Annotated in this window: 18 protein-coding genes; all 18 read right to left on the bottom strand. The window is 49.0% G+C overall.

Features of this window, described 5'->3' with window-relative positions:
- Positions 1 to 29 precede the first annotated feature (29 nt).
- Entirely contained in the window at positions 30 to 584 is a 555-nt protein-coding gene (gene frr / locus CBE73_RS00665; protein WP_094092549.1) for a ribosome recycling factor, read from the bottom strand.
- Positions 584 to 1,312: a UMP kinase gene (gene pyrH, locus CBE73_RS00660; RefSeq protein ID WP_094092548.1), complete on the bottom strand. Its 729-nt coding sequence runs from the start codon at positions 1,310 to 1,312 to the stop codon at positions 584 to 586. The genes frr and pyrH overlap by 1 nt, the downstream gene beginning before the upstream one ends.
- A gap of 276 nt (positions 1,313 to 1,588) precedes the next feature.
- Complete coding sequence (gene tsf / locus CBE73_RS00655) at positions 1,589 to 2,239, bottom strand: translation elongation factor Ts (protein WP_094092547.1); 651 nt, start codon at positions 2,237 to 2,239, stop codon at positions 1,589 to 1,591.
- A gap of 121 nt (positions 2,240 to 2,360) precedes the next feature.
- Positions 2,361 to 3,059: a 30S ribosomal protein S2 gene (rpsB, locus tag CBE73_RS00650; protein WP_094092546.1), complete on the bottom strand. Its 699-nt coding sequence runs from the start codon at positions 3,057 to 3,059 to the stop codon at positions 2,361 to 2,363.
- 196 nt (positions 3,060 to 3,255) lie between these two features.
- The gene (locus tag CBE73_RS00645) at positions 3,256 to 3,825 is read right to left on the bottom strand and encodes an endolytic transglycosylase MltG (RefSeq protein ID WP_094092545.1); all 570 of its coding nucleotides are present in this window, start codon (positions 3,823 to 3,825) and stop codon (positions 3,256 to 3,258) included.
- A complete protein-coding gene (locus CBE73_RS00640) occupies positions 3,822 to 4,433 on the bottom strand; it encodes a hypothetical protein (RefSeq protein ID WP_229752668.1) in 612 nt (203 codons plus the stop codon). Before CBE73_RS00640 ends, CBE73_RS00645 begins: the two co-directional genes overlap by 4 nt.
- 14 nt (positions 4,434 to 4,447) lie before the next feature.
- The gene (locus CBE73_RS00635) at positions 4,448 to 4,777 is read right to left on the bottom strand and encodes a hypothetical protein (protein WP_094092543.1); all 330 of its coding nucleotides are present in this window, start codon (positions 4,775 to 4,777) and stop codon (positions 4,448 to 4,450) included.
- 102 nt (positions 4,778 to 4,879) lie between these two features.
- Positions 4,880 to 6,286, bottom strand: coding sequence for a flagellar assembly protein A (locus CBE73_RS00630; RefSeq protein ID WP_373286370.1), 1,407 nt, complete (start codon positions 6,284 to 6,286; stop codon positions 4,880 to 4,882).
- 54 nt (positions 6,287 to 6,340) lie between these two features.
- Entirely contained in the window at positions 6,341 to 7,129 is a 789-nt protein-coding gene (locus CBE73_RS00625; protein WP_094092542.1) for a FliA/WhiG family RNA polymerase sigma factor, read from the bottom strand.
- Between the two features lie 15 nt (positions 7,130 to 7,144).
- Complete coding sequence (locus CBE73_RS00620; RefSeq protein WP_094092541.1) at positions 7,145 to 7,573, bottom strand: hypothetical protein; 429 nt, start codon at positions 7,571 to 7,573, stop codon at positions 7,145 to 7,147.
- Between the two features lie 2 nt (positions 7,574 to 7,575).
- Entirely contained in the window at positions 7,576 to 8,073 is a 498-nt protein-coding gene (locus tag CBE73_RS00615) for a chemotaxis protein CheD (RefSeq protein ID WP_094092540.1), read from the bottom strand.
- Positions 8,066 to 8,659 carry a chemotaxis protein CheC gene (locus CBE73_RS00610; protein WP_094096045.1) on the bottom strand — a complete coding sequence of 198 codons (594 nt, stop codon included), beginning with the start codon at positions 8,657 to 8,659 and terminating at the stop codon, positions 8,066 to 8,068. The genes CBE73_RS00615 and CBE73_RS00610 overlap by 8 nt, the downstream gene beginning before the upstream one ends.
- 38 nt (positions 8,660 to 8,697) lie before the next feature.
- Entirely contained in the window at positions 8,698 to 9,159 is a 462-nt protein-coding gene (locus CBE73_RS00605; RefSeq protein WP_094092539.1) for a chemotaxis protein CheW, read from the bottom strand.
- Positions 9,160 to 9,210: 51 nt separating this feature from the next.
- Positions 9,211 to 11,313: a chemotaxis protein CheA gene (locus tag CBE73_RS00600; protein ID WP_094092538.1), complete on the bottom strand. Its 2,103-nt coding sequence runs from the start codon at positions 11,311 to 11,313 to the stop codon at positions 9,211 to 9,213.
- A 28-nt stretch (positions 11,314 to 11,341) separates the two neighbouring features.
- Positions 11,342 to 12,766, bottom strand: a complete 1,425-nt coding sequence (gene cheB / locus CBE73_RS00595; RefSeq protein ID WP_094092537.1) for a chemotaxis-specific protein-glutamate methyltransferase CheB — start codon at positions 12,764 to 12,766, stop codon at positions 11,342 to 11,344.
- A 25-nt stretch (positions 12,767 to 12,791) separates the two neighbouring features.
- Positions 12,792 to 13,688 (bottom strand): MinD/ParA family protein, encoded by an 897-nt coding sequence (locus CBE73_RS00590; protein WP_094092536.1) that lies wholly within the window; start codon positions 13,686 to 13,688, stop codon positions 12,792 to 12,794.
- Positions 13,685 to 15,202 (bottom strand): flagellar biosynthesis GTPase FlhF, encoded by a 1,518-nt coding sequence (flhF, locus tag CBE73_RS00585; protein WP_094092535.1) that lies wholly within the window; start codon positions 15,200 to 15,202, stop codon positions 13,685 to 13,687. Before flhF ends, CBE73_RS00590 begins: the two co-directional genes overlap by 4 nt.
- Positions 15,199 to 17,232 carry a flagellar biosynthesis protein FlhA gene (gene flhA / locus CBE73_RS00580; RefSeq protein ID WP_094092534.1) on the bottom strand — a complete coding sequence of 678 codons (2,034 nt, stop codon included), beginning with the start codon at positions 17,230 to 17,232 and terminating at the stop codon, positions 15,199 to 15,201. Before flhA ends, flhF begins: the two co-directional genes overlap by 4 nt.
- Positions 17,233 to 17,246 lie beyond the last annotated feature (14 nt).

The following is a 17,246-nucleotide window of genomic DNA, read 5'->3' as shown; positions in this document are numbered from 1 at the left end:
CACCATAATAGGAGGGGCGGTTTGGTCTCTTACACTTCCATAATTTCTTTTTCTTTAGCAGCGAGCACTTTATCCACTTCCGCAATAAACTTGTCGGTCGTTTTTTGAATATCCTCCTGATGTCGACGCGACTCGTCTTCGGAAATGTCCGTCTTCTCCAGTTTCTTGATGTCATCATTGGCATCTCGGCGGATGTTGCGGATCGCTACCTTAGCTTCTTCGCCGAACTTTTTTGTGGTCTTCACAAGCTCCAGACGGCGTTCTTCCGTCAAGGCCGGGATCACAAGGCGGATCGCAGTGCCGTCGTTAGCCGGCGTCAAACCAAGATCCGATTTCATAATAGCGCGCTCGATATCCGCAAGAGAAGATTTGTCCCATGGCTGAATCAGCAGGGTTCGGGTATCCGGAGTATTGATGTTCGCAAGCTGATTAACAGGAGTCGGGGCTCCATAATATTCGACCTGTATGCGGTCAAGCAGTGCGGGAGTCGCTCTCCCGGCCCGAAGCGTCGCCAGGTCTCTCTTCAAAGCCTGGATGGCTTTTTCCATCCGTTCTTCAGCGCTTTTCTTAATCGATTGAGGCATTAGTCTACACTCCCTTTTACGATCGTACCAATTTTCTCTCCGACTACAACGCGTTTAATGTTGCCTTGTTCCGTAATCGCGAACACAATCAGCGGAATGTTGTTGTCCATGCAGAGAGAAGATGCAGTGGAATCCATAACTCCAAGGTTTTTGTTAAGGACTTCAAGGTAAGTCAATTGTTCGTATTTCACGGCTGTCGGATCTACAAACGGATCTGCAGAGTATACGCCGTCGACTTTATTCTTGGCCATCAGGATCACTTCGGCTTCAATCTCAGCGGCCCGCAGCGCTGCGGTAGTATCCGTAGAAAAGAAAGGATTGCCTGTTCCGGCTGCAAAAATAACGACGCGGCCTTTCTCCAAATGCCGGATCGCCCGGCGGCGAATATAAGGTTCAGCAATTTGCTGCATGGCAATTGAAGTTTGCACACGAGTCGGCACATCAATTTGCTCAAGCGCATCCTGCAGAGCAAGCGAATTCATCAGAGTGGCAAGCATGCCCATATAGTCGGCCGTAGCGCGGTCGATGCCTTTGGCGCTTCCAGCAATCCCGCGCCAAATGTTGCCCCCGCCGCATACGATAGCGACCTGAACGCCAAGTTCTACCACATCTTTAACCTGCTGCGCAATCGATGTTATGGTCTCTGCGTCAATTCCGTAACCGTTCTGACCGGCGAGGGATTCCCCGCTGACTTTAAGTACAACACGTTTAAATATAGGCTGTTCCAATGCATACCCTCCACTTTCCAACAAGACAGATTCAACATCCGCCTCAGGTTAAAATAACCCCACAAAATGGCGCAAATGCCCTTAAGCTTATGCTGACTACTTTGTGGGGATCTTAAACAGTTAAACTTCATATTCTTATTTACCCCACCAGGTGGGCCATGGATCCGTAAGATCACTCAGACTCTGACGTGAGTACGGAATCTATTGGAAATCTCTTTAAAAAAGAAGGAACACACTGTGTTCCATCTCTTAAGTAAAAAAACTGTAAATTTACGATTAGTTTTTAACTTGAGCCATAACTTCTTCTACAAAGTTATCGACTTTTTTCTCCATACCTTCGCCCAGTTCGTAACGAACGAAACGACGGATCGAGATATTTTCGCCGATTGTGCTGATTTTTTCGTTCAGCAGAGTAGCGATCGTTTTGTCTGGATCTTTAACGAACTGCTGGTCAAGCAAGCAGATTTCTTCGTAGAATTTGCTGATACGGCCTTCTACCATTTTTTCAACGATTTTTTCCGGTTTGCCTTCGTTCAAAGCTTGAGCTTTCAAGATTTCTTTTTCTTTCTCCAGCTCTTCAGTTGGAACTTCTTCACGACGAACATATTTAGGGCTTACAGCCGCAATGTGCATAGCGATGTCGCGAGCGAATTCTTTAAATTGATCCGTTTTAGCAACGAAGTCCGTTTCGCAGTTGATTTCTACGAGAACGCCGATACGTCCGCCAGCGTGGATGTAGGATTCAACAACGCCTTCAGTAGCGATACGTCCAGCTTTGTTAGCTGCTGCTGACAGACCTTTTTCACGAAGGAGTTCAGCGGCTTTAGTCAGGTCGCCGTTTGCTTCCTCCAAAGCTTTTTTGCAATCCAGCATACCTGCGCCTGTTTTTTCGCGAAGTTCTTTTACGGATTTTGCGTCAACTGCCATTATAAATTACCTCCAAAATGTGTATATATTTTTTGCTTTAAAAAAAGGGTAGTGAAAGGTTTATCGCACCTACCAACCACCCTTTTTCATTTAATTTATCGGTTTATAGACCAAGCTATGATTAAGCAGTCGTTTGCTCGCCTTGGTGAGCTTCGATTACAGCGTCTGCCATTTTGCCAGTCAGCAATTTAACAGCGCGGATCGCGTCGTCATTACCTGGAATTACATAATCGATTTCGTCCGGATCGCAGTTTGTATCTACGATACCTACGATTGGGATACCCAATTTGCGAGCTTCCGCAACTGCGATGCGCTCTTTACGAGGGTCGATGACGAACAAAGCGCTTGGCAAGCCCTTCATGTTCTTGATACCGCCCAGGAATTTCTCAAGACGATCTTTCTCTTTGCGGAGAAGGATAACTTCTTTCTTAGGCAGTACTGCAAAAGTGCCGTCCTCTTCCCATTTCTCCAAAGTTTTCAAACGATCGATACGTTTTTGAATTGTGGAGAAGTTAGTCAGAGTACCGCCGAGCCAACGTTGGTTAATGTAGAATTGACCGGCGCGTTCAGCTTCTTCTTTAACAGAGTCTTGTGCTTGTTTCTTAGTGCCAACGAACAGGATTGTACCGTTCTCTTCAGCAATGCTTTTCACAAAGTTGTAAGCTTCCTCAACTTTTTTGACCGTCTTTTGCAGGTCAATGATGTAAATACCGTTTCTTTCGGTGAAGATATAACGATCCATTTTCGGGTTCCAACGACGAGTCTGGTGACCGAAATGAACACCTGCTTCAAGCAGTTGTTTCATGGAGATTACTGCCATCTTCACGCACCTCCTAATTGGTTTTATTTGATGCCCCTCCGGCGACTTCATTTCCCGTCAAGACTCTCCAGATCCCTCTGCAAAGCACCCTTGACGAAATCCGTCTTCCGTGTGTTTTAACACCATCAATTAATATATCATAACAATTTGGGCGTTGCAACAAAATCCAACAAAATGATCTCAAAACCAAATCTGGCTACTTGTTTTTAGTTATTTTGTCAGTAATGCTTTTAAAAGATTCGCCTTTGGTGAACGTGTAAGTACCCGTTTGGATGGTTCTGGTTGCGTTCCATTCCTTAGCCAGCAGCACAAAAGCCTCCTCGTCCGAAATAATGCCGGCTGCTTTCAGCATTCCGGCCACTTCGGTCAATGTCGTTCCGGCGGGGATCGTGACCTCCGCCTTCTCCTCTGACTTATTGGAAGGAGCCGGGGAAGCTGGAGGGGCAGGAGCCTTGGAAGAAGCTGCCGGCTCAGACGGTTTGTCAGGAGAAACAGGTGAAGAAGGCTCCGCAGGCGCGCTTGGCGTTACGGATGATCCTTTGCTGGAAGTCCCGCTGGCCTGCCTTTCCTTCCATTCCTGCTCGCTGTATACCTGCTCACTGCTGCCATAAACCCTAAGTCCCAAGGCTTTGGCCGCATCCCGAACCGCTTCTTCGGTATTCAGCATTTGCGGCTGAGTTTGAGCAACGTTCATTAACTGAAGCAGCAGAGCTCCGATAATCAAGCCGGCTCCCAGACCAAACAGAAACTGACGATTACGCATCATAGAGAGGACCCCTCTCTTTTGGCCAGCTGCAGGATAAGCTGAACTTCTCCGCGTGCCATTCCCGTGGCTTTAGCTACTGTGTCAATGGATTTCCCTTCATCATACAGTTCGAACAACTCAGGATAACGTTCGCGGACGGTAGGCAGCGGCTGTTCCGTTTCGGTAGAAGACTCTAAAGGCTGTTGTTCCACATGGGGCGCCGCATCTGCCTGTACGGCCGGTGTGAGCATCTCGTTAACGTTAACATCCCTGCCGGCATTTGTGTTTGTGACCAAAGCCGATTTCTCCAGCTGCTCCAAACGAGTTTCGAGCATCAGGTTCTGCCGCTCATAAGCCTGCAGCCTTTGGCGGAGCTCCGTAATCAGTTCCTGCTGAGACATCTGTTTGGAGAGCGTCTCCTGCTTCATGTCAGCAATCAGGCCAATAATCTCCTCGTTATCCCGTTCCATTTCAGCCATAAACTGCTCCAGCGTTTCTTCCACATTACCAGTTTGTCCATCTATAGTGGTTTGCTGCTGTCTGATTTTGGGCTGCATCCAACCGTAGAGGATCGCCGCAAAACCTAATAAAACAATGTAAACCCAAGGGCTCCAAGACAATATTCTCACCTTTGCACTTCAAATTAGAAAGAGAAATCAATATGTTTTCCTTTATAAGGATGCTCCGCTAAATGCGGCTCCGACTGCGAGCCTGGTTTCTCTTCAGCTGATGTACGGCCTTCCTGACGTTCACCGGAGCTGGCAGAGTCAGAGCTTTCATGATCCCGAAGCTCCGATTTCGGAGAGTCATCCACTTCACTGGATCTTATTCTTCGCAGCTCACTGTCCTTGATATTCTGAGCGCCTAGCTGCTGCTGATCAACAGTCGGCCTAAACTGCTGCTCCTGTTGAATCCGCCCCGCATCACTTGTCCGGGGTACAGCTATCTGCAATTCTACCGGCTTTAGATCCATAACTCTCACCCCGAAAAAGAAGTTTAGAAGCTGGAGCTTGTAACGCTTTCAAATCCAGGTCGATAAAAAGGCAATGCTAGCACTTTTGAACTGATTTACGCTTCATATATTAGCAGTCATGCTGATATCACCATCACTATAAGAGAAGCTCATATTCGTTATCGGATCTTTGATAAATTTGGTGTATCTACCGATCACAATTTTGGAGCCTCCGTAAATCGTTTTGATGACCTTCACTTTAGCCCTGCCGGTATCCTCCAGCGTCTTCTCGATCTCGAGAATGCGTTCTTTAAGTTCGGTTTGTTCTTTGGCAGAAGACTTTTTGGACAAAGAGAGCTTTGAACGCATCGCCAATTTGTCGGACGACAGCTTTCCTTGTGAAGCCAACTGATCAAGCAGGACTAAGGCTTTCTCCGTTTTGTCCAGCGATACAACGAGTTCTTTCAGCTGCTCACGCAGCTGAGTCAATTCATTCCGGAGCTCCGGAAGTACACCTACTTCAATTACCGTATTGGTAGACATAGGATTGCCGATCGTCCGGGCGACTACCGTTTCACCTGCCTGGATATGTCCGCCGACAATCAATCCTTTTGCGCCGTTGCACAGAACTCCGGCGCCCGCTCTGACATTGGAATGCATAATGCTTTGCGACACCACGACATTTTCTCCGGCCTCTACGTTGCCGTCCTGAATGAACGAGCTTTTCACATTGTGACCGGCTTTGACCAAACCTTTATTATAACCGATAATGCCGCCTGCGATTTCAATCGATCCCTCAGCCTCCAGCTCAGCGCCTTCGACGCCTCCCGTAACTCGAATGTCTCCGGAGGCCACGATTTTAAATCCGGTCAAAACATTTCCGCGGACAACCACTGTCCCGACAAAATTGATATTGCCAATGCTGTAATCCACGTCCCCATTGATTTCATAGACAGGAAAAACATTAATCTTTCCTTTGTCTGTCAAAGTTACCAGGCCGTCAATCGCCGCATACATGGCTTCGTTTTCTCCGGTGACGACGACATTTTTGCCTACTTTAAAACGAGCCTCTTTGCCGGGCTTAAAAGGGATTTCCTGACCGGAAACATCCTTTCCCGGCCGGCCTGGCAGCGGGGGGATACGCGTGGCGATCAGCTGTCCCCTGGTCACATTATTAAGCCGGGTAACTTCCTTGTAATCGACTTTGCCGTCTTCCGTCTCCAAAGGCTGCAGGCCTTTGCTGTGCAAATCGAAGGTGTAATTGATTTTTCCGTCTATCCCGTCCTGGGGCGACTCTCCAAAAGCAATAGGGGTGCGACTTCGAGAATAATCCTCCGGATTTTTGACGATCCGCTGGACGTTTTCTGTTTGTATACCAAAATGGATGCCGTTCGCTTGAATGAATTTAAGCAGCTGATCTTCGCTAATATGAACTTCACTAGTCATTTCTGATAATTCCAAATAAGCATTCAATTTATCATCCGACATCGTAACATTTACTAACTTTTCAAGATCCGCAAGCTCCTTCACTACCCATTCCCCCTCCCAATGACTTCCGATACGTGCATTTCTAATACATGAACATTAATCCTCCTGCATTAATAAATTTCTGCTCTTCTCCAGAGTAGCACGAAGCCGCAATATCGCTTTCGAATGAAGCTGTGAAATACGAGAAGGAGACAAGGACATGACTTCGGCAATTTCACTCAAGGAAAGGTCTTCGTAATATAATAATGAGACAACGGTTCGTTCTTTCTCCGTCAGCTTCTCGATTCCTTTAGTTAATGATTCCTGTAGAAAAAATTCACGGACTTTATGGTCCGGATTTTTGGCTTTGTCGTCAATCAGCATCGACATCCGGGTTTCGGATTCTTCCTCGCGGATTGGATCCTCCAGGGAGCAAAGCGTCATGACCGCAACATCCTGAAGCATTTGTTGAAACTCTTTCTCTGAAATTTCGAGGTACTCACTCATTTCCTCGTCGGTCACCGTCCGCAAATATTTCTGCTCAAGCTTCTGATAACCTTCTTCAATTCTTTTTGCTTTCTCTCTGACTGATCGCGGAACCCAGTCTCCTTGACGAAGACCGTCAAGAATTGCTCCCCTGACTCTCCAGGAAGCATAAGTTTCAAATTGGAGACCTCTCTTGTAATCAAACTTCTCAATGGCATCCATAAGACCCATTACTCCGTTACTGAACAGGTCATCTTTGGAAATATTCCTTGGAAGACCCACAGCTAAACGGCCGGAAACATAGTCAACAATATTTAAATACTTTTCTATCAGTTCTTTCTTCGCTTCTAAATCGCCATTTTCCTTCCACTTCTCCCATAAATCGGCATGGCCGAGAGGAGAACTTTTTCGTTCGCTCACTAAATTTCACCCTCTCTAGTCTTCTGTCAGGTGACGGACAGCTTTTGCTAGCTCTTCAGGATCCCGGTCAGCGGTTTTAACGAGACGCGGAGGATTCAGAGGCTCAAACATCGCCGTTCCCTGGCTTTTCTCGGATGCCTTGCTCTCTGAGGGTTTCAGCATTTCGTTTATAGCTTCTTGTTCGTCCGGCGTAGTTAAATCTACTCGGAGTCCTTTTTCTGCCTCTTCGCTATCGGATCGTTCACTTTCTTCTATGGAAACGGGGTCTGCTTTGGACAGACCCAACATCCAGCGAATGGCGAAAGCCAGAAGGAACCAAATTACGAAAGCAATAAGGCTCCGTATTAATGAAGTGATGAATAAGTTATGAGATGAAGAAACGAGAAACGTCAGTACCAGACCAACAGCGCCAAACAACCAGTTAAAAAGCATTTTTCCTGCCATAACTACAATTCCTTTATCCCCATTTGTACACTGCGTATAAACAATATACCCGTTTGACAATCCAGTTCGATGGTTCTGCCAAAATTTCCGCCGGTATCTTCCCCAAGAAGGGGAATTCCCAGCTCATTCAGGCAGACCTTGCACGATTCCACGTTGCGCGGACCGATTCGCATCGTATCACTGCCGCCCGCAAAAGCGAACATTTGGGAACCTCCCGCCATTTTGGCGACCAGACGCCGGGCAGATGCCCCCATCTGCAGCAGCTGCTGATACAGAGCGGGTATGGCTGTATCCGCATATTTCGCCAAGTTCAATGAACCTTCTTTGGCGATATCTGATGAAGGAAGCATCACATGCGCCATCCCTGCCAGATGCATCTCCGGATCAAATAAAGTGAGGCCGACACAGGAACCTAACCCGGTGGTCCGGATCAAACCATGGGAACAGACGGTTCCCATCTCAGCCATTCCGACTTTAACGACTGGCTGCTCTTCAATCATGCTCCGCCGGCACTCCTAAAGCAGAAAAGATTTGGTCGAACGATTCAGGATCCGGTATTAGGAAAAACTGGCCCTCTACTTCATGCTGCCCCTCAATGAAGGTAGTGTCAATCAACAGCGCGTCATTCCCCATTTCGCCGAATTGAAGCAGTCCATAGCTCAAAATAGCGCCGGCCATATCCATCGCAACCGCGGGAACTGTGGGATTCATGCTCAGTCGGGTGAAATCGGCCAGAGAGGACAGGTAGGAACCGGCTAAAATGTTGCCGATTTCGGAGATGGCCGACCATTCCATCTCCGAAAAGCTCTCATCATCCGATATTTCAATGGCGGCAAGACGGTGCAGCAGTTTCTTGGCCGCCTCCGGGGTCAAGATGAAAAACAGATTGCCCGGCGCCTCTCCTTCAACCCGGAAGAATACAGCCAAAACGATATTTTCAGCCCCGCCAACTTTGTCCGCTATTGCATCAAACGGAAGCATTTGGACTTTGGGCACAGCCATATCAATGGGTTTGTCCAGCAGACGCGATAGAGCCGTAGCGGCGTTGCCCGCGCCGATATTACCGACTTCCTTAAGCACGTCCATTTTAAAATCGGCAAACCCTTTAAACAAATCTTTCAACCTTAAGCCTCAATACCTTCAAGCTGAATAATCTCACTTTTGTTCAACACTTCGGACAGGTTCAGCATGATCAGAAGACGATCATCCGAAATACGGGCAACTCCGTCCAGATATTTCGCCTTGATTCCGCCAACCACTTCCGGCGGCGTATCGATAACATCTGTATCCAGATCAATAACATCGTTCGCCGAATCGACGATAAAGCCGACCTGCATATCTTCTACATTTACAATGATAATACGAGTCTGATCGGTCGGCTCCGTTTCAGGCAGACCAAAACGTCCACGCAAATCGATAACCGGAATGACCACACCACGAAGGTTTACCACCCCTTTTACAAAAGCGTAGGTTTTAGGCACTCGAGTAATCGGCAGTATACGTTCAATCGTTTCCACCTTGTCTACATCAATCCCGTATTCTTCTGAGCCCAATTTAAATACAATAACTTTTAATTCCTGTCCCATGCTTAATTCCTCCTCATCTTATCAATCGAATGCTACTATCCAACATCCCTGCTACTTGATAAAGGCGTTAGGATCAATGATCAAAGCGACCTGACCGTCACCGAGAATGGTTCCACCGGCAACGCCTTCAACCGAAGGCAGATATTTGCCCAAATTCTTGATCACAATCTCGCTTTGGCCAATAAATTCCTCGACCGTCAGGGCCGCTACGCGATCCCCTTTGCGGATAACGACGATTTCGGTTTCCTCTTCATTCTCCTCATCAAAGCCGGGAATATCAAAAATCTGTTTTAAAGACATAATTGGAATATTGGAATTCCGGTAAGGAATCATTTTGTAACCATGAACTTCGCGAATTTGGGAACGTTTGATTAAGCCCGTCTCCACGATCGAAGACAGCGGAATCGCATATTTCTCGTCGCCCGTCTTGATCAGCATAGCCGAAATGATGGACAAGGTAAGCGGAAGCTGTACAGAGAACTTGGAGCCTTGTCCAAGCGTCGATGTAACCAGCACTGTGCCGCCCAAAGACTCGATCTTGGATTTGACGACATCCAGGCCTACCCCGCGTCCGGAAATATCGGAGATTTTCTCCGCCGTACTAAAGCCTGGAGCGAACAGCAGCAGTGCCACTTCGTCATCGCTCATCGCATTGGCCTGCTCTTGCGTAAGAATGCCATTCTTAATGGCTTTGGCCGCTACACGCTCGCGATCGATGCCATGTCCGTCGTCGGTAATTTCAATAAAGACATGGTTGCCGCTGTGAAAGGCTTTCAGGTGAATGGTGCCTGTTTCCTGTTTGCCGGAAGCCACACGCTCTTCGATCGTTTCTACTCCGTGGTCAACCGCATTTCTGAGCAAATGAACAAGCGGATCGCCGATTTCATCGATAACCGTACGGTCCAGCTCTGTTTCCGCGCCGGTAATCACCAGGTCGATTTTTTTGTTCAGGGATTTAGCCAGATCACGTACCATGCGCGGGAACCGGTTAAATACAGTATCCACAGGAACCATGCGCAGCTTCAAAACAACATTTTGCAAATCTGCGCTGACCCGCGTCATGTGTTCAACCGTTTCGGTCAAATCATTGCGTTTGATTTCTCCCGCCAGCTGCTCCAGACGAACACGATCAATCAGCAGCTCGCTGAACAGGTTCATGAGTACATCCAGACGTTCGATATCAACGCGGATCGTCCGGGAGGGCGCAGGCGTTCCTCCCCCAGCTGCAGGTTTCTTGGCAGGCGCCTCTTTAGAGGCCTGGACCGGCGCTGCCGCCGGCTTCGATGCCGCTGCTCCTGCAGGTTGAGCCGCTTCCGCCGCCGGGGCTTCCGGCGCTTCAACGGTCGCTGCCGCTTGACTGCTCGCCGAAGAGGTCAACTGAACCAAAGATTCTTTGTCTAGGGGCGTCACAACTGCTGAACCGATCTCCGAAACATTCATGATCATGCCTTGGAGGTCATCGGCATCCTTCTGAGTTATGTAATACAAGGAGAAGCTTTTATCAAACTTTTCTTGCTCAATGTCCTGTACCGTCGGATAAGATTTAATTACTTCCCCGAAGCGTTCCAGAAGATCAAACACCATATATGCACGTACTGCTTTCAATTGACAATCTTCACGAATCGATACTTCGATATAATGAGCTTTGTGACCTTCACCGATGGACTGCTCCAAAATGGACTGCTGGAATTCGTCAAGCTCAAGCGCCGCTTTCAAGGTGCTCTCTGCGGACGAGGCTCCCGCCGAACTAGCCGCCGCAGCCGCTCCCGGCTTCTCTCCCCGGACAATCGCTTGGAGATTATCTACAATAGACGTAACATCGGCTTTTCCTTCGCCGCCCTCCATAATATCCTGCACCATCGACTGCAGGGCATCCAAGCTTTTAAACAGGGTGTCAAAAATATAATCCTGCATCTTCAGCTTTTCATTTCGGACCAAATCCAGGACGTTCTCCATTTGGTGCGTCAGAGACGCCAAATCTTCAAAGCCCATTGTCGCCGCCATGCCTTTTAGGGTATGCGCCGATCGGAAAATAACCTGAACGATCGCAATGTCTTCCGGGTTGTTCTCAAGCTCAAGCATGTTTTCGTTTAGGGACTGCAAGTGATCATTTGACTCATCAATAAACATGGATAAATATTGATTCATGTCCATAGCGAGCACCTCCTCAAGGGATCAGTTGTTATTTCACGATTTGAACTAATTTTGGTGCAATATCTTGAAGCGGCAGCACCGAAGTGACGCAGCCGAGTTCAACAGCAGATCGGGGCATCCCGTAAACGACGCAGGTTTCTTCACTTTCCGCAATCGTTGAGGTTACTCCTTTGTCATAAAGCAGTTTCATCGCTTTGGCTCCATCACTGCCCATCCCCGTCATCAGCACCGCATGTCTCTGCAGCATTTCAAGAGGCAGCAGGGATTCAAACAGCACATCGACCGAAGGACGGTGCCCGCTTCTCAGCTCATCATTGCCAAGAGCAATTCGGCAGGCCCCGTCGTCCCCAAGCTTAACCCGGGTATGTTCCCCGCCCGGCGCAATATATGCTGTGCCTTTCTCCAGCACCATTCCCTCTTCGGCCTCAACCACGGTAATCGGGCTGAGACTATTCAAGCGCTGCGCCAAAGATCTGGTAAAGTTCGGCGGCATGTGCTGGACAATCACGATAGGAGCCGGAAACTCTGCCGGTATGGACTCGAGCAGCACTTTAAGCGCTTTGGGTCCTCCTGTCGAGCAGCCGACAGCCACAATATGCTGAAACCCTCCCGGAACAACATTCCTTTTGGACGTGTTCACGCCTTTGTCAGGAGCGGCCGCAGGAACCGCTGCTGCTAGCTTTCCAGCAGGTGGTGCTCCCTCTTTTTGGCGCTCCTTTGCCGGAACCTCCGGCAATTTCTTAGGCTTGAGCAAGGATTCCTTCCCTGCAGCAGCTCCCCCCGGCTTAACCGAACTGCGGTGATCCGGCTTATATTCAGCCGCTTTAGCCGGTTCGACAGTCTGGCTCCGTTTCTTGCCTTGAACCGCAGCATTGTTAACACTTCCGTTATTTCCCTCAATTGATTCAGGCAGCTGTGCGGATGTTTCTGATTTTGCGGGTTTTGCGGACTTTACAGGTTTTGCAGCGGATTTGGGTTGGGTTTGCGGAAGAACCTTCGGCTCCTCCGCCCGCTTGCGAAGCGCTTCTTCCCTGGCCAGACGTCTTTCACGGCTGGCCATGGCCGCCTGCATCTGCATGCGGAGCGCTTCTCCGATTTCGGCGATGCTCTGCGTATTGCCGGTAATGGATGGTTTGCGGATGAAATCAAAAGCGCCAAGCTCCAGCGCCATGATGGTTTCCCGCATCCCCTGTTCATTTATGCCGGAAAGCATGATAACCGGAACCGGATGTTCATGCATAATGCTTTTCAGCGCTTCAAGACCATTCATTTCCGGCATCTCCACGTCCATCGTGACGAGATCCGGGGACAGCTCCTTAATCAGCTTTACGGCTTCCAAGCCGTTTGCGGCAGTCCGTTCCACCCAGAAAGCGGGGTCCTGCTCAATAAGATCGGTAATAATTTTGCGCATAAAAGGCGAATCATCGACAACCAAGATCCGATAAGGTTTCATAGTTCACCTCTGTTCTTGTAAAGAATCATTTTGTACGAAGCCACTTGTGTAAAAATCCCTTGATTCCCGTCAAAGCGCCTTCCTGTCTAACTTCTTCTTTGTCTTCCGCAAAAGCTTGGGCCATCTGCCGGATATCCTTGGCGGCCGAGCAGTGGGGGTAAGCCACCAGAAACGGAATTTGCCGTTTGACGGCGTTCACCACATAAGGTTCATCATGGATATAGCCAAGCAAAGGAATGTTCAACTCGAGAAAACGCTGCGCGACCAGCGTAATTTTATCCGCTACAAACCGCGCTTCCTTCTCCCCCTCCGCCCGGTTAATAACCAGCCTGAAGGCTACATCCGGACGCGAGCCGCTAACCACCTTGATCAAAGCATAGGCATCGGTGATCGACGTCGGTTCCGGCGTTGTAACGACCAAACATTCATCTGCTGCGGTGATAAAATTAAACGTTTCTTTGGATAAACCCGCCCCGGTATCAAACAGGATAAAATCCATTTCCCCGGCCATCGCCTCGATTTGAGAAGTGAAATACTCTAAGTCCTGCTCCGATAAAGAAAACAAGTCTGCCAGCCCCGAACCTCCGGCAATAAAAGGCAGCCCGTTTTGCCCGTATTCCACAATCTCCGAAATGGTTTTCTCCCCTTTAAGCAAATGGTAGAGGCTGTATTTGGGGCGTACGCCCATTAATACGTCGATATTGGCCATACCGATATCTGCGTCAAAGAGCAGCACCTTTTTGCCCAAAGCTTGCAGCCCTAAAGCCAGATTCAAAGTGAAGTTGGATTTGCCGACACCACCTTTCCCGCTGCTGACCGTGATGATTTTAGCGGATTTAACCGGATCCTTAGGCTCCGCCTGCTTCTCCTGAAGGGTCTGGGACTGAACGAGAGCCCTTAAAGCTTCTGCCTGATCCGTCATACACTTTCATCTCCCAGAAGCATATTGAGCAGCAGCTCTTGGTCAGCCGAAACGAGATCATCCGGCACATTTTGGCCGTTGGTCAGGAAAAGCAGCTTCAACGGGTATTCCGAAAGAAGATTAAACAGGCCTCCACAGCTTTCCGTTTCATCAAGTTTGGTAAAGATGACCTTGTCCAAACCGTATTTGGAGAAATGCTCCGCGATCGTCTTCATGTCCTTGGACTTTGAAGTCAGGCTGAGCACAAGACAGGTTTCGCTTTGTTCCTTAACCGCCAGAAGGCTATGCAATTCAGCCACATAAAGCTCATTTAAATAATTTCTTCCGGCTGTATCCATAAAGATCAAATCGCAGTGTTCCAATCTGGCGGCCGCCCTCTTCATGTCGCCCGGCGACTGCACGATTTCGAGTGGAACATTTAGAATGGATGCATAAGTTCTAAGCTGTTCTACGGCAGAGATCCGGTAAGTATCCGCGGTAATAAAGCCTACTTTTTTTTGTTTGCGGAAAATTTGATCTGCGGCCATTTTGGCAATCGTCGTTGTTTTGCCGACGCCTGTTGGTCCCGCTACATATACCATCCTGGCCGTATCGGCAATCCCTTCAGATAAGCGTGTTTCAAGAAAACGGCCGATTTCTCCGCGAACCTTCTGTTTCAGCTCAAGCTCTCCCAAGCTTTCGCCTGAAGCCTCCCAGGCTTCATAAGCCGGCTTGATCCAGCTTTCAGCCAACTCGGGATCGATTTCCTGCGCTTTCAAACGATTTAAGATGCCCTCAAGCGGTTCAGGCAAAATTCGTTCATCACTATGCTCCCGGGCTAGTTTGTTCATCATCGTTTTCATTTGCTGAATGTCATTCAAAAGCAAACTTTTGAATAAATCCTCATTGGGATGACTGGCTTCCTTGGTTATTGCCTCTCGCATTGCTGCGGGTACTTCTATAGAAGCAGCAGACTCCTCCATCCACAAAGCTGTCTTTCCAGCTTGCTCCGCGTTTGGCCCATTCTGACTGCCCGGATCCGCTTTCGGCAGGATTTCAGCCGATGCGCTTTGGGTTTGTGGATGGCCTTGAACTTGCGGAGTATCTTCAATACTCACGCCTGACACCAAATCAGCAGTCCGGCGATAAGCCTGCGCGCCAACCCGCCCAGCCGTTTGGGCTTGGCCAGCCGGTGAATGCCGGACAACAGGCGGTTCCGCAGCTCTGCCTCTCCCCTCTTCCTGTCCGGCACCGTTAGAATAGGCGCCAGGTGGAGTTGGAGCGGAATCCGTGCGGCTTGCCGTCCGTACGGCATCACGTTTGGGTTCCGAAGAATTGTTTCGGAGCGCGGGTTCCGTCCTTTCGGATTCATCAACCCCCGCGATGACCTCCAGCTTTACCTTGCCAAACATGCCTAGAAAACCGCCGACCTTGATCTTTTTGGTACTGAGGATAACGGCGTCACCGCCCAAATCCTTGCGGATTCTGAGCATGGCATCTGGCATGGTCTCTACGATATAACGTTTTACTCTCACAGATTGACCACTCCCACACTTTGAATCTCTACATTAGGCTCCAGTTCGCTGTAAGAGAGAACCGGAACGTCCTGCAAAGTTCGTTCCATGACTTGCCTCAGGTACATTCGGATCGTCGGCGAAGTTAAGACAATCGGCTGCTGGCCGGACTGGATCAACCGGTTAATCTGCTCGTTCAACTTCTGATAGACCGTTTGGGTTGACACCGGATCAAGCGCTACGTAGCTGCCCTGTTCGGTCTGCTGGACACTTTCGGCTATTTTCTTCTCCAGAGAAGGACCGACGGTAATTACCTGCATCGTTTCACCCTGATTCGTAAACTGCTGGGTAATCTGACGGGACAATGCCTGCCGGACATATTCCGTAAGCACCTCGGGGTCTTTGGTGTACTGACCGTAATCAGCAAGCGTTTCGAAAATCGACACCATGTCCCGGATGGAAATTTTCTCCCGCAGCAGCTTTCCCAGCACTTTCTGCACATCGCCGATGGACAGTACAGACGGAATAAGTTCGTCCACCAATACCGGGTAGTTCTCTCTGAGATTATCCACAAGAGCTTTCGTTTCTTGACGGCCAAGCAGCTCATGAGCGTGCTTCTTGATCGTTTCCGTCAAATGAGTCGCCACAACGGATGGAGGGTCCACAACCGTGTACCCGGCCATTTCGGCCCGCTCTTTCGTCGGCTCATCAATCCATAAAGCCGGAAGACCAAATGCCGGTTCTAAAGTATCAATCCCGGTAATCGAATCATCGTCAAATCCAGGACTCATCGCCAGGTAGTGATTAAGTAATAATTCCCCGCGACCGACGGTATTCCCTTTAATTTTTATGACATATTCGTTCGGTTTGAGTTGAATATTGTCGCGAATTCGGATCACCGGCACAACGAGCCCCAGCTCAAGCGCACACTGTCTGCGGATCATAATGATCCGGTCCAGCAGGTCTCCCCCTTGAGAAGTATCCGCAAGCGGAATCAATCCATAGCCAAACTCAAATTCAATGGGATCCACCTGCAGCAGGTTGATAACACTTTCCGGGCTGCGGACCTCCTCGATCTGCTGCTCTTCTTCGTGCTGTTCCTGCTCAATAACCTGCTTGCTGAAATTGTTTTGCATCCGCCTTGCGGCAAAAGCAAGCAGCCCAGCCAATGGAAGAGTCGCGATTGGCCCAATCGGTGTAAAGAGGCCCAGCAGCGCTATCATAGCGGCAACGATATAAATCAGCTTTGGAAAAGCAAACAGCTGGCCTGTAATATCGTCAGCCAAATTCCCGTCGGAAGACGCCCTGGTCACGATCAAACCCGCGGAAGTTGAAATCAGCAGCGCTGGGATCTGGCTGACCAGACCATCACCGATCGTCAGCAGCGAGTAGGTCGAAAGCGCATCGGAAAAGGCCATCCCATGCATCACCATACCAATGATGAAACCGCCGATCAGGTTGATGAACAAAATAATAATCGAAGCGATGGCATCGCCTTTTACGAATTTACTTGCACCATCCATCGCCCCGTAGAAATCCGCTTCGCGTTCGATTTTGGAGCGGCGCTCTTTCGCCTGGTGCTCGTTGATAAGTCCCGCGTTCAAATCGGCGTCGATACTCATCTGCTTACCCGGCATAGCGTCCAAAGTAAATCTGGCAGCGACTTCTGCCACACGCTCCGAACCTTTCGTGATCACAATAAACTGAACGACAACCAGAATCAGAAAGACAATGAAACCGATAACGGGCTGTCCGCTGGAAATCCAGCTGCCGAATGTCCGGACAACGTGCCCGGCATCCCCTTCTCCCAAAATCAGTTTGGTTGTCGATATATTCAGGGCAAGCCGGAACATCGTTGTAATCAGCAGCAAGGAAGGGAAGATCGAGAACTGCAGCGCTTCCTTTGTGTTCATAGCAACAAGCAAAATCATCATCGCGATTGATATATTGATGACTAGAAGAATATCAAGCAGTGTCTTCGGGATCGGAAGAATCATCATCAGGACGATGCCAATGATTCCTACCAGAATCGAAATATCTTTAATTTTCATTCGTATCGCCTCCG

This window comes from Paenibacillus physcomitrellae (genome assembly GCF_002240225.1).
GTDB lineage: Bacteria > Bacillota > Bacilli > Paenibacillales > Paenibacillaceae > Fontibacillus > Fontibacillus physcomitrellae.
The sequence above is the reverse complement of the archived record's forward strand: the minus strand, read 5'-3'. Positions and strand labels throughout refer to the sequence as shown.

What these genes read in the sequence shown, in the direction of transcription:
- frr (WP_094092549.1), bottom strand. Translation starts at nt 584, where the DNA reads ATGCCTCAATCGATTAAGAAAAGCGCTGAAGAACGGATGGAAAAAGCC.
- tsf (WP_094092547.1), bottom strand. Translation starts at nt 2,239, where the DNA reads ATGGCAGTTGACGCAAAATCCGTAAAAGAACTTCGCGAAAAAACAGGC.
- rpsB (WP_094092546.1), bottom strand. Translation starts at nt 3,059, where the DNA reads ATGGCAGTAATCTCCATGAAACAACTGCTTGAAGCAGGTGTTCATTTC.
- CBE73_RS00645 (WP_094092545.1), bottom strand. Translation starts at nt 3,825, where the DNA reads ATGATGCGTAATCGTCAGTTTCTGTTTGGTCTGGGAGCCGGCTTGATT.
- CBE73_RS00635 (WP_094092543.1), bottom strand. Translation starts at nt 4,777, where the DNA reads ATGGATCTAAAGCCGGTAGAATTGCAGATAGCTGTACCCCGGACAAGT.
- CBE73_RS00620 (WP_094092541.1), bottom strand. Translation starts at nt 7,573, where the DNA reads ATGGCAGGAAAAATGCTTTTTAACTGGTTGTTTGGCGCTGTTGGTCTG.
- CBE73_RS00615 (WP_094092540.1), bottom strand. Translation starts at nt 8,073, where the DNA reads ATGATTGAAGAGCAGCCAGTCGTTAAAGTCGGAATGGCTGAGATGGGA.
- CBE73_RS00610 (WP_094096045.1), bottom strand. Translation starts at nt 8,659, where the DNA reads ATGGACGTGCTTAAGGAAGTCGGTAATATCGGCGCGGGCAACGCCGCT.
- CBE73_RS00605 (WP_094092539.1), bottom strand. Translation starts at nt 9,159, where the DNA reads ATGGGACAGGAATTAAAAGTTATTGTATTTAAATTGGGCTCAGAAGAA.
- CBE73_RS00600 (WP_094092538.1), bottom strand. Translation starts at nt 11,313, where the DNA reads ATGGACATGAATCAATATTTATCCATGTTTATTGATGAGTCAAATGAT.
- cheB (WP_094092537.1), bottom strand. Translation starts at nt 12,766, where the DNA reads ATGAAACCTTATCGGATCTTGGTTGTCGATGATTCGCCTTTTATGCGC.
- CBE73_RS00590 (WP_094092536.1), bottom strand. Translation starts at nt 13,688, where the DNA reads ATGACGGATCAGGCAGAAGCTTTAAGGGCTCTCGTTCAGTCCCAGACC.
- flhA (WP_094092534.1), bottom strand. Translation starts at nt 17,232, where the DNA reads ATGAAAATTAAAGATATTTCGATTCTGGTAGGAATCATTGGCATCGTC.